Below are 13324 nucleotides of genomic sequence, written 5' to 3' on the forward strand. Positions count from 1 at the left end.
TCCTTCAAGGATCTTCTTTATGTTGAGCATCACTTTCCAGGTAGATTCTTATGAGAGGAGTGAGCAAAAGATTTATGAGAGATGAGATTGATTTCGGTCGGGGAACGATTATCCATGATACATTGTCTTTTGTTGATCGGGATGCTTCGCTTCCGGAGTTGTTCCTTGGTGAGGATTTGCTATTGGTTATGTATTTGCAAGGGAAATTTTATCTCGATGTGGGTTGGTACGGTTCTGGTGAAGGTTGTTTTATCGTCCGAGTGGTATCTGGTAAGCGAGAAGAACCTTTTCAAAAGAATGCAGAGAGTTGGCGAAAGTTGAAGAAGGTGATAGAAGAGGGGGTGGCATTTATCCATTCCTTAATGGAGATGCCTGATGACGTTCCATGTTATCGTAGCCAATTGCCCCCCGACTCTATTTCATCCAATAACGTGGATCAGTTGCTCGGTGTTGTTGAAATAGAATGGGAAGATAAACAATCGGATGTGGCACTGGATCCGCTAAAGAAACTGGAGAAGGTATGGGGTGTTCAACTTCCCGAAGATCTGAAGGAGATCATCCTTTCTTGTAATGGTGGTGGGCCACTCCCTTATCAGTTTCCACTTGATGAAGAGCGGTGGGGAGAATTCTTACGCTTAATGGACTTTTCAGCCAAGATTGAGTTGGATGAGAAATTACCTGCTGGGCTATATCCCTTTGGTAATTCAGACAGGGGCTTACTTTGTCTTGATTATCGGGTAAATGCAGGTGAACCTGCTATTGTAATCGTGGATCTTGAGGAAGAGGATGAGAGTGAACAAGTTATTCATCTAGCCGATCATTTCCGGGTATTTCTGCGCTCCCTTTCTAACTTAATGGGATGGAGAAGGGATACAACCGCGGAATTGAGGGAAAGAATTGCTCAACAACTGTTCAAATTGGAAAAGGAGTGGGAGATAACGTTTCCCACCCCCTATAAAAAGCTGGTGTTGGAGCACGAAGGTGGGACTCCTGAAGCTCCCTATATCTATACCAATCGGGCACGAGCAGAAGTAAGCCATCTGCTCCAGCTAATTGACTTGGATGCAGAGGATAGTGTACGGAGGATCTATCAGGAACACTTTGCTGATACAAAACATTTTCCATTTGCAATGTGCACAAATGGGGATATCCTATGTCATAGCTACCAGGGTGAAGAAGTAACGGTAGTATTATGGTCGCAAGCTGAGGATGCCTTTCACCCTGTGAACAGTAGCTTTGCCCGCTTTTTGCAGTATCTTCGCTATCAATAAGAATGGATTTTACCTTGGGTGCGTTATACACAAGGGAAGCTACTGTGGCATGAGTGAATCAAGTGACCGACAAAAGTGTAATCGAAATGCTCCAGACATTAGCCATTTAATGAGGAATTTCCTCACTAAGTGGTTTTCTTTTTGAATGCCACACACTTGTAAAGTATAGGCTATTTGGCAATCATCCACGGACCATTCCATGGTAAGAGTGCTAACATTAAATCTCTCGTGATCTCTCGCGAATATACCAACTGTGGTAAAATTAACTAATCTAACACTTTTCTCAAGTAGCTCACCCTAACGCATCCTCAGCGTTTGCCAATGGTTAGGAAGGGCATACAATAGAAGTGGAAGTGAAAAAAGCCACCTTTTAAGTGGCTATTTTTACAAAGGATCGGATGTTAGTTGATGCCAGCGGCGATAGCCGATCAGTTGTTGAGTTTGCACCATCGTTTCCTGCAGATAACCCTCCGCGTTATCCAACCATTGTATCCAATTTTCCACAGTAGCTTTGATCGCTGGAGGAGCGACACGCTGGGTTTCTAACATATAACCGCGTCGGATTCGATCATGATCGCGAGCGGTATAGAGGCTTTTTATACAAATGATGATCACTGTTTCATGCCAGTCTTGGGTCACCAATCGCTCGATACACCCCTGGGCGGTCAATCGATTGTTACAGGTGATAGGATTTTCCTTTAAGACATCGGCAATACCAGATAGCTCACGGGTGTTGGGGAGGGTAGCCAACTGAGCACTGATAGAGCATATCATCGATTCCGCATGGATACTTTTACCCATTGTTTTTTGGATGGTTTCTATGCGATCCAGTGCGGGTCCGGCAGGATCAGCGGTTAGCTGGGAAAAGTCGTCGGTCATACATCCTCCTCCTTTTCGTTCGTCTTACCAATCAATTTATGCGAAGAGAACGGGGAGCAGTCGTGAATGGAGAAAGAGGGATTAGGGGGAGCCAACTATGAAACGTGCCCGTATCATCTATAATCGGACAGCAGGAAAAGAAAGCATTGAACGTGAGCTTCCGCGTATTTTAGAACGATTAGAATCCTATGGATTGGAAACCTCGTGCCACGCAACACGATGTAAAGGGGATGGTTTGGAGGCGGCTCGCCAATCTATGGAGCGAGGCTTTGATATTGTGATTGCCGCAGGTGGGGATGGTACGATCCATGAGGTGGTCAACGGTCTAGCGACCGGTGGAAAACGGCCTCGCTTAGGCGTACTCCCCTGTGGAACGAGTAATGACTTTGCACGCTCGTTAAAGTTACCCAAAGATCTTCTTCAGGCCTGTGATGTAATTGGGCAGGGGGGGATTCGGCGGATAGATGTAGGCCGGCTGGATGATCGTTTTTTCATTAATGTGGCGGCGGCTGGATGGCTGACGGAGGTTTCCTATGAGGCTCCTAGTCGTTTAAAATCAGCGATTGGTCCTTTGGCTTACTATGCAAAGGGGTTGGAGAAAATCGGTTCGTTACTTCATCCCTTCCATGTGCAACTGGAAGCTTCTGATCGAAGTTTTTCAGAGGAGATACTGCTCTTTGTCGTAGCGAATAGTCCTTCGATTGGTGGGTTTGAAAGGTTGGCTCCTCAAGCAGATGTCTCAGATGGAAGAATGGATGTGTTGGTGGTAAAGAAGGGGAATATTGCCGATTTGATTCACCTGATGGGTTTGGTGCGCAAAGGGGAGCATATCCATGATGAACGAATTCTCTACTTTCAAACTGATTTTCTGAGTATCACCTCACAAAAGCCCATGCGACTAAACCTTGATGGAGAATGGGGTGGAGAGCTATCTGGCAAAATAGAAATCCTGAAAGGATATATAGAGATCTGTTACCCGATGAGTATGCAACAGAGGGTGAATCTTCGTTCTCAAGCATCTGGTTGAAGAGGAGCAGAACTGCTTTCCTTATCGGGAGCAGTTTTTTCATGTAAAGCGTAAGGGGCTGATATGGGGAGGGAAGCTGTGATTGTGATACCATGGAGGTACTATCTATAATGGACAAAGTTTTTATCAAAAAAGGAGATGTCGCATGAAAAAATGGTTAAGTATGTGGATGCTATGTGCTCTTTTTTGTTTATTAATGAGTTCCTGTTCTTTTGTAACAGAAGGTCAAAAAGGTAGCCCAAAGAAGCAGAAGGGTTTAACAGCATATGAACTAATCGATCGCTCATTATCCTCAATGAAAAAGATGAAAGGGTACCGTTGGGAGAGTGCTAATAATCAACAGTATCGATTCCCACAGAATGATAAAAAAAATACCCGTGTTTCTTGGAAGCAAAATGCCTTTGTTACCCGTAAACCACTTAATATCCACGCAGAAGGGTCCCGTACCGTTGCTACGGACTTTGTGAGCCAAACCACCCCTGAGAGTTGGTATGTGATGGATGATCGAGAGTACATATTTATTAAAAATCGTTGGCATGTAAAGAAACGTTCAAATAAGAAAAGTGAACAGAAAGTATATGCCGATCCAATGTGGGTGCTCCGTAAAATGAAAGATTCCGCCCGGATGAAACAGGTAGAACCATCGGGGAAGGATATCACCCTGATAGCAACGCTCACAGGAAAACAGGTGGGCTCTTTTATCGATCAACGTTCACTTGAAGGAATCGATCTCCCTGCTCATTTAAGCGATAAGATTCAAGGGAAACAAATGAAAGTACGCGTTCGAATAAATAAGGAAAACTACCGTTTGATTCAAATAGAGCAAGCCGTAGAGTTTACGATGTATTTCAAAAATGAACAGGTAAAAGCACGGCAAGAATGGACGCATCAACTTCGTGGCCAAGTGAAGAAAATATCCATTCCACGGAAAATATATGAGAAGGCCCTGCCTTATTCCGGAGTTCAAGGCAAGAAGATACCTCCTTTTCAATAATAAGGACAAATGAATGTGAAATGTATGAATACCTAGACTAGCTGATGAGTTTATGCTCCTGTGGGACTCGTTGGTTTCCATATTGTTCGCTGTGCTACAATGAAGCGCAGGAAGAATACGGTGGTGTTATCCATGGTGATGAAGGAGTTTATCGATCATGTCAAAGTTGATTCCTCCAGTGAAACCGGGGGAGAGATTAGAATTAAAAATTACGGGTCAGAGCCATACCGGTGATGGAGTGGGGAAGACGAAAGAAGGGTTTACTGTTTTTACCCCACTTGCCCTGGCTGGGGAACATGTAAGAATCACCGTGACGAAAGTGAAGAAAACCTATGCGCATGCTCGTTTGCTAGAGATCATGGAGGCTAGTCCTGATCGAGTGGATGCACCATGTCCAGTCTTTGAAACGTGTGGAGGATGTCAGATCCAACACCTTGCTTATCCGGCTCAGCTCGCGATGAAGCAACAACAAGTCCTAGAGGCCTTTCGCCGGATTGGAGGGTTGGATCATGTAGAGGTATTGCCAGCCCGTGGGATGAAAGAGCCTTGGAATTATCGCAATAAAGCTCAGGTTCCCTTTGGACAACGTCAAGGGAAGACGGTTGCTGGTTTCTACGCAGCGGGTTCTCATCAGATCGTTGAATTTAGTCATTGTATGATTCAGCAACCAGAAAATGATCGAACGATTCAGTTGGTAAAAAACCTGGTAAAGGAGTTAAATATCCCTCCTTACAACGAAAAAAATCACCGGGGAATCTTGCGCCATGTGATGGTTCGTACAGGGGTCCATACGGGAGATGTCATGGTAGTATTGGTTACCAATGGAGATCGCTTACCTAGAAGTAAGGAGCTTCTTTCTCGGTTAGTCGAGAAGGTCCCAGGGCTTACTTCCGTGATCCAAAATATTCATCCCCGGCGTTCCAATGTTGTGTTAGGTACAGAAAATCGTCTTCTTTGGGGCGACTCGGTGATCCATGATTACATTGGGAAGATTCAGTTGGCAATTTCCCCTCATTCCTTCTTTCAGGTGAATCCTGTGCAAACGGAAAAGTTATATGAGGAAGTGAAAAAATTTGCTTCTCTTTCAGGGCAGGAAACCGTAATCGATGTGTACTGTGGAGCAGGGACGATTGGGTTGTATCTCGCAGAACATGCCACTCGTGTTCTTGGGGTAGAATCCGTTCCACAAGCAGTTGAAAACGCGAGGGAAAACGCGATGATGAACGAAATTCATCATGCTAGTTTTACCTGTGGATCAGCTGAGGAGGTAATGCCGCAGTGGGAGCAAGAAGGCGTTCGTGCCGATGTCATCCTCGTTGATCCGCCACGTAAAGGGTGTGAGGAGAGGCTTTTAAAAGCATGTGTTGAGATGAACCCCAAGCGCATCGTATATGTTTCTTGTAATCCAGCTACCTTGGCTCGTGATGCGGCTCGTCTAGAAGCGATGGGCTTCCATTTGCATCAGGTGCAACCTGTGGATATGTTTCCACAAACCAATCATATTGAATGTGTTACAGTGTTTGAAAGAGAGTAACCTAAAAGTAAAAGGCAATGGATGGCAAAAAGTTCCGCTCTTTTTTGTCATCCATTGCCTTTATTTATAAGTAAGAGATGAGGGATATCTTTCCTAGGTCCTTCTCGTCAAATATTGTCATTTTAGCATATTAATTGTTTATCTCACTAAAGATAGTCAGATCATTTTATTAATTCTGTTGTTTGCCCCTTCTCTATTTGATACAATGTTTTTTAATCTTAGGGGCAAGGGGAAGGTTTTCTCCTGAGAAGACGAAGGAGAGTGAAAGGGAGGGAGAACATGCTTGTACATGCATGGAAGGATGAAGCGTCTTGTTGGATCAACGGGGAGCGACAAACTAGTTCTGAGAAACTAGAAGTAGTCGATCCGGCGACAGGAGAAAGTGTCAGTGAGGTTCCATGGGGGGGAACGGAAATGGCGGAAAAGGCAGTAGAAGCCGCTTGGTCTGCCTTTCCTGAATGGTCTAATCGTCTGCCCCATGAACGAGCAGAGGTACTTAAGGAATGGGCTGCTGGAATCCGCCATAACAAAAACTCCTTAGCAGAGCTTCTGTCTCGCGAACAGGGAAAGCCCGTTGCTGAAGCGTTGGGAGAAATTGAGGTCGCAGCGTCCTTTGTTGAATGGTATGGCGAAGAGGCAAAGCGATTGGGAGGAGAGGTTCTCCCTCCAGGGAAACGGGGACAACAAATCACCGTGCTACATCGCCCGGTAGGGGTGGCCGCACTCATTACGCCATGGAATTATCCAGCAGCGATGGTAACACGCAAAGTGGCTCCAGCTCTAGCAGCAGGCTGTACGGTAGTCATTAAGCCAGCAAGTGAGACTCCGCTGATCGCCGCGGCGTTAATTCAATTGTTGATAGAGACAGAACTACCATCCGGGGTAGCTAACTTAGTTATCGGAGATGCAAAGTTGATCGGTAAGACCTGGCTGGAAGATCATCGGGTACGGAAAATTTCCTTTACGGGTTCGACTGCTGTTGGGAAAGAGTTGATGCGTCAAGGAGCCGATCAGATGAAACGTCTCTCTTTAGAGCTAGGCGGAAATGCACCTGCTATTGTTTTTGATGATGTTGATTGTGATCGGGTAGCCGATGCAATCGTAGACAATAAATTCGAAAATTGTGGTCAGATGTGTAATGGAATCAACCTGATCTACGCCCAAGAGTCTGTTCGGGAAGAATTGGAAGAGAAGATTCGCTCCAGGGTGGCGAAGATTATGGTCGGGAGAGGAACTGACAAGAAAAGCCAGATGGGTCCTTTGATTAACCAGGCGGCTCAGGAGAAGGTAGCATTCTTTGTTGAGGATGCCGTAAATAAAGGAGCCCGCTTACTCTGTGGTGGAGAGAAACTAACAACAGGAGAGTACGCTGATGGCTTCTTTTACTCTCCCACTGTCTTGGCTGGAGTAGAGAGTGGGATGGCTTTGACTGAGGAAGAGGTTTTTGGCCCGGTTGCACCGATCCTCTCCTTTCAATCGGAGTCTGAGGTGATAGAAAGATCCAACCGTACTCCCTATGGCTTGGCGGCTTATCTATTTACGAATGATGCACGCCGCATCAAACGAGTGAGTGAAGCGTTAGATTTTGGCATGATCGGTGTCAATGGAACTTCTTTAAGCTTTCCACAATCCCCTTTTGGTGGAGTAAAAGAAAGTGGAGTGGGTCGTGAAGGGGGACGCTATGGATTAGAGGAATTTTTAGAGCTGAAATCCATTCTGACGATGCTTGATTAACCCACCTTAAAGGAGTGTGGCAACCGATGGATCAGACTATTCAAATCACTCGCAATAGAGGACGGATTTCAAAGGAGGAGCTAGTATCAACGATCCGAAATGGGCAGATTGATACTGTGATTCTAGCATTCTGTGATATGCAAGGAAGATTGATGGGAAAACGACTGACCGGGGAGTTTTTCCTCCAACATGGGTCTAAGCATGGGACACATTTTTGTAATTATCTATTAGGTACGGATATGGCCATGAACACGCTAAGTGGCTATCGTGATATGAACTGGAATGGTGGATATGGTGATTGGTTAGCAAAGCCGGATTGGGATACTGTGCGTGTGATTCCTTGGCTAGAGAGAACAGCATTAGTCATGTGTGATGTAGTGGATGAGAAAACCGGTGAGTTAATCGAGATTTCACCACGTAGTATTTTGAAGCGACAGCTTGGGCGGGCACGTGAAAGAGGAATCGCTCTTACCATGGTGAGTGAGTTGGAATTCTATTTAATGAAAGATTCCTATGAAGAAGCCCATCATAAAGGATATGGAAGTTTAAATGTAGCCGGTCATTATAACGAGGATTATAACCTTCTGCAAGGAACTCGCAATGAATCATTTTATCGAAAGTTACGTCAGTGGATGACAGCGGCGGATATTCCTATCGAATCTTCTAAAGGAGAGGCCTCCATTGGACAGCATGAAGTAAATATGAGTTATGATGAGGCACTTATCTCAGCGGATCGTCATGTGCTGTTCAAGCACGGAGCAAAGGAGATTGGCATTAGAGAAGGTGCAGCGCTAACGTTTATGGCAAAGCCAGACCAGCGTTGGACAGGTTCTAGTGGTCATATCCATATCAGTGCTCAGGATATTGATGGTGGGAGATCCCTTTTTCATGAGGATGGTTCTGATGGGGATGTCATGTCCAGTACAATGCGTCACTTTCTTGCTGGTTTGATGGCGTATACTAGAGACTTTGCCCTCTGTTTTGCTCCTAACGTCAATTCTTACAAACGGTTTGTCCTTGAGAGCTGGGCACCCGTCCATATTGTATGGGGGCGTGATAATCGTTCATCGGGCTATCGCGTTGTAGGTTCAGGAAAGAGTTTACGGATTGAGAATCGGATCACAGGCGCTGATATTAACCCGTATATGGCCTATGCGGCTATGATTGGAGCAGGTTTGCAAGGAATTGAGGAAGAGCTTGAACTTCCACAGGAGCATCAAGGAAATGCCTATCAAGGTGAAGGAGTACAATGCATTCCTACTTCTCTCTATGAGGCGATTGAGTGTTGGGAGAAGAGTAGAGTCGTTGAGAAGGTGATGGGTGAAGGAGTGCGCCATCATTATGGCCATGCGGCACGTGTAGAGCAGCGAGCCTATGACGCCTTTGTGACAGACTGGGAACGGGCACGCTATTTTGAACAAGGGTAATTGAAGAGAATAGGAGGGAGTACAATGCGGTTACGTAATAAAGTATGTGTAATTACTGGTGCAGGAAGCGGTATGGGGCGCACTGCCGCGAAAATGTTTGCGGCTGAGGGAGCGATCGTAGCGGTTTTAGATATTGACGAAGTGGCTGCCAAACAGACGGTAGCTGATATTCACAAGTCAGGTGGCCATGCGGAGTACTTTCTATGTGATGTGGGGAACGAAGAAAGTGTAAAGCAGACGATAGAGAAGATACAAGAATCATGTGGCACTCCTGAGGTGCTTTATAACAATGCAGGGATCATGCCTGCTGAGGATCATTCCGTAGTGGATACGGATGAAGCGGTATGGGATCAGGTTCTTAAGATCAATGTGAAGGGAATTTACCTGATGTGTAAACATACGATCCCTCTCATGGTGTCAAAGGGGGCAGGGTCCATCATCAATATTGCTTCCTTCGTTGCGTCGATGGGTTGTAGCGTTCCCCAGGATGCCTATACGGCTTCCAAGGGAGCGGTGGTTGCACTTACTAAATCCCTAGCGATTCAATTTCGACCCCATGGTATTCGAAGTAACGCCATTTGTCCGGGTCCTATAGAAACCCCTTTGCTAACGGATTGGCTATTGAAGGATGAAGAAGCTCGTCAGGTTCGTCTCGGTCGTCAACCTAGTGGTCGGTTTGGGCGAGCGGAGGATATTGTTCACTGTGCCATTTATCTGGCATCGAATGAGTCCGATTGGACCAATGGTTCTATCATTCCCATCGATGGAGGAATAACGAGTAACTACTTCTGAGAAATGAATGTTTAAAGAGGGAGAGAAGTAGAATGTGATAGAAACGGAGGGCATCCGATGGAGAATACCGGATTAAAGAAAGCGCTCAAACCCATTCATTTATGGGGGATTACGGTGGGAATGGTGATCTCTGGACAATACTTTGGCTGGAATTATGGGTTTGAGGCAGGGGGTGTTATGGCGCTAGCTATTGCCGTGGGCATTATTACCATCTTCTATACCACCTTTATCTTTAGCTATGCGGAACTGTCTACCTCAATACCCCGAGCCGATGGCCCCTCTGAATATGCCCGCCGAGCATTAGGACCTTTTATGGGATATCTGACAGGATTAGCTGTTCTGTTTGAGTTTGTCTTTGCTCCGCCGGCTATTGCTGTTTCCACGGGTGCATATGTACACTTTCTATTACCTTCAGTTTCGCCTATTTATGGAACAGTAGCTGTTTTTCTCTTCTTTATTCTGATCAATCTGATTGGAGTGAAGGGAGCGGCTTTGATTGAGATGGTAGCCACGATCCTTGCCCTCGTGGGATTGTTTCTTTATTATGGAGCAGGTCTCCCTCATGTGAAAATCGATCAACTTTTCGCAAATGATCCTTTCGCTGGAGGGTGGACGAGTATACTTGCCGCTATTCCCTTTGCTCTCTGGTTTTATCTAGCCGTTGAGGGAGGGGCGATGGCTGCAGAAGAGGTGGAAAATCCAAAGAAGGACATTCCCAAAGGGTTTATTTCTGGGATTCTGACATTAGCGATCTGTACAGTGGGTACTCTCTTTGTTACTGCTGGATTGGGCGGAGGCAAGGGGGATCCAGCAGATTATCCTTTGCCCCAAGCATTATCGGCAGTCTATGGTCAGAACTCGATACTCCCTACTATGGTAGCGGTGATTGGGTTGGCAGGGTTGATTGCTAGTTTACATGGGATCATTATTGGCTACTCTCGTCAGACCTTTGCTCTTTCTAGAGCAGGTTATCTCCCTCGTTTTCTTTCTCGTCTCAATAAGCAAAAAGTTCCCCATTGGGGTTTGATTGTACCGGGTTTGATTGGTGTCATCTGTGCGGCTTCTGCTAATTTTGCCAGTGGGTTAATTATCTTATCGGTATTTGGAGCAGTATTGATGTATTGCCTCAGTATGATCTCCCTTTTTGTTTTGAGGAGAAAAGAACCGAATCTGGAGCGTCCCTATAAAGTATTCTATCCCTTGGTGCCAGGCGTCGCACTAGCCCTCGGTCTTCTATCGTTGTATAGTGTTATTCGCTACAGTGTTTTAACCACCAAATTACCCATTCTGGGAGTGGAAATCCCATTGCAATGGATTATTTTGAGTATTTTCGCTGTAGGGGTGATCTACTATTGGGTGCAAACTCGCGCCCAATTGCGAAAATCCGAGGATCCTTCGTTAAAGACAGAGTTGGGGAATTAAGTAAAAATAGGTTAGGTGATATTTACCTACAGTAGGATAGTCATCCTCTCATTTACCCTTTAAAAAGTAGCTAACAACTACTTCTAAAGGGTATTTTTTATCGTCAATAGGGTATCCCTGATATATAATGAGGCCATTTGGATAGCGGAGGGATGGGTATGGATAAAAACTTTGCAGTAATTGGCCTCGGTCGCTTTGGCGCGAGTGTGGCAAAAACGTTATATGAGATGGGTTATGAAGTGATGGCTGTGGATAAGGACCCTCATCGCGTTCAAGAATTTTCAGAAATTGTTACCTATGTAGTAGAAGTTGATTCGACGGATGAGAAGGCACTTCGAGCATTAGGAATTAATAACTTTGATGTTGTTGTTGTTGCTATTGGTGAAGATATTCAATCCAGTATTATGACAACATTGATTTTGCAGGAAATCGGTGTAAAAAAAGTGGTCGTGAAAGCGACTAACGATCTTCATGGGAAGGTCTTGTATAAGATTGGTGCAGAAAAAGTGGTTTTTCCAGAACGAGATATGGGAGTGCGAGTGGTAAATCATTTGATTTCCCCCACTATTCTCGACTACATCGAATTAGCGGATGACTATAGTATCATTGAAATTAGTGCAGGGGGTTCTTTTGATGGAAAATCCTTGGAAAAAATAGATGTTCGCTCTGAATTTGGATGCAATGTCATGGCGATCAAAAGCGATAAACAGATAAATATCGCCCCGATGGCCCAGGATGTGATTCAAAAAGGGGATGTCTTAGTGGTTATCGGTCATAATGAGAATCTACGAAGGTTTGAGAGTTATAATTTAAAGTGATGGCTAATAAAGGTTGTGGGTGATATGACAGGAAAGTTTTTTCGTAGTTTATCCCCTCTTAAAATTCTAGTTCTAGGATTTCTAGTGATGATCCTAGTGGGGACTTTTTTCCTCTCCTTACCGATCTCGACCGAGAGTGGACGATCCCTTAGTTTTTTGGATGCTCTGTTTACATCAACCTCTGCTGTTTGTGTTACTGGGCTTGTAGTCGTGGACACAGCAACAACCTTTAGTCGGTTTGGTGAGAGTGTCATTATGGTTTTGATGCAACTGGGTGGCTTGGGCTTTATGACCTTTGGTGTACTTTATGCTATATTGACGGGACGAAAAATTGGCATCAAGGAGCGCTTGGTGTTACAGCAATCCTTTAACCAGGGCCAACTGCAAGGGATTGTACGGCTGACGCTAATTGTATTTGTTACTACGCTCATCACGGAAGTCCTGGGTATCATTTTACTTGCTATACGCTGGGTACCGGAACTGGGGTGGGGAGAGGGGTTATTTAATGCTCTTTTCCATTCGATTTCTGCTTTTAATAATGCTGGCTTTGACCTTTTTGGTTACGATACTCCATTTAGCAGTTTGACCAAGTACGCTCAAGATCCTTTGATTAACTTGACGATTACAGGCTTATTCCTTATTGGGGGGATTGGGTTTGTGGTGATCATGGATCTGCTTCAGTACCCTAAAAGACGAAGGCTCAGTTTAACTACGAAGCTTGTCTTAACGGCTTATGGGGTCCTGGTGGTATTGGGGGTGCTCCTTGTTCTATTGATAGAGTGGTCCAATCCAAAAACCTTAGCTTCTCTTTCTTGGTTGGAAAAAATCGTAGCCTCTTTTTTTCAAGGATTAACCCCTCGGTCTGCGGGATTTAGCACCTTGCCCATCGCCGATATGTATCCTGCAACCCAGTTCATTCTGATCATGTTGATGTTTATTGGTGCGGGACCCAGTTCTACCGGGGGTGGGATTAAGATCACTACCTTTGTCATCGTGTTCTTAGCTGTTTTGAGCATGATCCGAGGGAAAGGTGATGTGGTTTCTTTTCGGCGTAGGATTCCCCATGAACAAGTGTACCGAGCCTTAACCATCTTTGCGGTATTTCTTACGATTATTGTGCTGGTTACCATTATCTTTACGATCACAGAACGTACTGATTTAATGACGGCCATGTTTGAGGCAGTATCCGCGGCAGGTACGTCGGGTTTGTCCCTGGGATTGACACCTGAGTTGACTCCCTTTGGGAAAATTGTGGCTACGATTGCGATGTTTGCGGGCCGACTAGGACCGCTAACCCTCGCCTTTGCCATCGCACAACGTGAAAGTAAAGAGCTCATCCGCTATCCTGAAGAGAAGACGTTGACGGTTTAGAGGGATTCTTTAGGATGAAGAATACGCCAGTCTACCATGGACGAAAATGAATTTC

At 45.2% G+C, this 13324-nt stretch carries 11 protein-coding genes; 10 read left to right on the top strand and 1 reads right to left on the bottom strand.

The features are described from left to right. Window positions 1-74 precede the first annotated feature (74 nt). Window positions 75-1271, top strand: a complete 1197-nt coding sequence (locus tag BLV90_RS07305; RefSeq protein WP_177167942.1) for an SMI1/KNR4 family protein — start codon at window positions 75-77, stop codon at window positions 1269-1271. A gap of 384 nt (window positions 1272-1655) precedes the next feature. On the opposite strand, the gene BLV90_RS07310 is transcribed toward BLV90_RS07305, so the two are convergent. Further along, window positions 1656-2150 carry a hypothetical protein gene (locus tag BLV90_RS07310; RefSeq protein WP_091738578.1) on the bottom strand — a complete coding sequence of 165 codons (495 nt, stop codon included), beginning with the start codon at window positions 2148-2150 and terminating at the stop codon, window positions 1656-1658. A gap of 97 nt (window positions 2151-2247) precedes the next feature. On the opposite strand from BLV90_RS07310, the gene BLV90_RS07315 reads away from it, so the two are divergent. The 9 genes from BLV90_RS07315 to BLV90_RS07355 all read left to right on the top strand — a co-directional run bounded on the left by BLV90_RS07315 (window position 2248) and on the right by BLV90_RS07355 (window position 13269). Next, entirely contained in the window at window positions 2248-3177 is a 930-nt protein-coding gene (locus BLV90_RS07315; protein WP_091738581.1) for a YegS/Rv2252/BmrU family lipid kinase, read from the top strand. Between the two features lie 145 nt (window positions 3178-3322). Continuing rightward, the gene (locus tag BLV90_RS07320) at window positions 3323-4171 is read left to right on the top strand and encodes a DUF6612 family protein (protein ID WP_091738585.1); all 849 of its coding nucleotides are present in this window, start codon (window positions 3323-3325) and stop codon (window positions 4169-4171) included. Between the two features lie 157 nt (window positions 4172-4328). Then, entirely contained in the window at window positions 4329-5705 is a 1377-nt protein-coding gene (gene rlmD / locus BLV90_RS07325) for a 23S rRNA (uracil(1939)-C(5))-methyltransferase RlmD (RefSeq protein ID WP_091738588.1), read from the top strand. Window positions 5706-5984: 279 nt separating this feature from the next. Next, window positions 5985-7439 carry an NAD-dependent succinate-semialdehyde dehydrogenase gene (locus BLV90_RS07330; RefSeq protein WP_091738590.1) on the top strand — a complete coding sequence of 485 codons (1455 nt, stop codon included), beginning with the start codon at window positions 5985-5987 and terminating at the stop codon, window positions 7437-7439. A gap of 26 nt (window positions 7440-7465) precedes the next feature. Continuing rightward, the gene (locus BLV90_RS07335) at window positions 7466-8866 is read left to right on the top strand and encodes a glutamine synthetase family protein (RefSeq protein WP_091738593.1); all 1401 of its coding nucleotides are present in this window, start codon (window positions 7466-7468) and stop codon (window positions 8864-8866) included. Window positions 8867-8890: 24 nt separating this feature from the next. Beyond that, window positions 8891-9658 (top strand): SDR family NAD(P)-dependent oxidoreductase, encoded by a 768-nt coding sequence (locus tag BLV90_RS07340; protein WP_091738595.1) that lies wholly within the window; start codon window positions 8891-8893, stop codon window positions 9656-9658. Between the two features lie 57 nt (window positions 9659-9715). After that, the gene (eat, locus tag BLV90_RS07345) at window positions 9716-11080 is read left to right on the top strand and encodes an ethanolamine permease (RefSeq protein ID WP_091738598.1); all 1365 of its coding nucleotides are present in this window, start codon (window positions 9716-9718) and stop codon (window positions 11078-11080) included. Between the two features lie 158 nt (window positions 11081-11238). Next, window positions 11239-11898: a potassium channel family protein gene (locus BLV90_RS07350; RefSeq protein WP_091738602.1), complete on the top strand. Its 660-nt coding sequence runs from the start codon at window positions 11239-11241 to the stop codon at window positions 11896-11898. 87 nt (window positions 11899-11985) lie between these two features. Further along, entirely contained in the window at window positions 11986-13269 is a 1284-nt protein-coding gene (locus tag BLV90_RS07355; protein WP_245726284.1) for a TrkH family potassium uptake protein, read from the top strand. Window positions 13270-13324: the final 55 nt, after the last annotated feature.

Source organism: Marininema mesophilum, from assembly GCF_900106775.1.
GTDB lineage: Bacteria > Bacillota > Bacilli > Thermoactinomycetales > DSM-45169 > Marininema > Marininema mesophilum.

Coding starts and splice junctions, on each gene's coding strand:
- BLV90_RS07330 (WP_091738590.1), top strand. CDS start 5,985: ATGCTTGTACATGCATGGAAGGATGAAGCGTCTTGTTGGATCAACGGG.
- rlmD (WP_091738588.1), top strand. CDS start 4,329: ATGTCAAAGTTGATTCCTCCAGTGAAACCGGGGGAGAGATTAGAATTA.
- BLV90_RS07350 (WP_091738602.1), top strand. CDS start 11,239: ATGGATAAAAACTTTGCAGTAATTGGCCTCGGTCGCTTTGGCGCGAGT.
- BLV90_RS07315 (WP_091738581.1), top strand. CDS start 2,248: ATGAAACGTGCCCGTATCATCTATAATCGGACAGCAGGAAAAGAAAGC.
- BLV90_RS07335 (WP_091738593.1), top strand. CDS start 7,466: ATGGATCAGACTATTCAAATCACTCGCAATAGAGGACGGATTTCAAAG.
- BLV90_RS07320 (WP_091738585.1), top strand. CDS start 3,323: ATGAAAAAATGGTTAAGTATGTGGATGCTATGTGCTCTTTTTTGTTTA.
- BLV90_RS07305 (WP_177167942.1), top strand. CDS start 75: ATGAGAGATGAGATTGATTTCGGTCGGGGAACGATTATCCATGATACA.
- BLV90_RS07355 (WP_245726284.1), top strand. CDS start 11,986: ATGATCCTAGTGGGGACTTTTTTCCTCTCCTTACCGATCTCGACCGAG.
- eat (WP_091738598.1), top strand. CDS start 9,716: ATGGAGAATACCGGATTAAAGAAAGCGCTCAAACCCATTCATTTATGG.
- BLV90_RS07340 (WP_091738595.1), top strand. CDS start 8,891: ATGCGGTTACGTAATAAAGTATGTGTAATTACTGGTGCAGGAAGCGGT.
- BLV90_RS07310 (WP_091738578.1), bottom strand. CDS start 2,150: ATGACCGACGACTTTTCCCAGCTAACCGCTGATCCTGCCGGACCCGCA.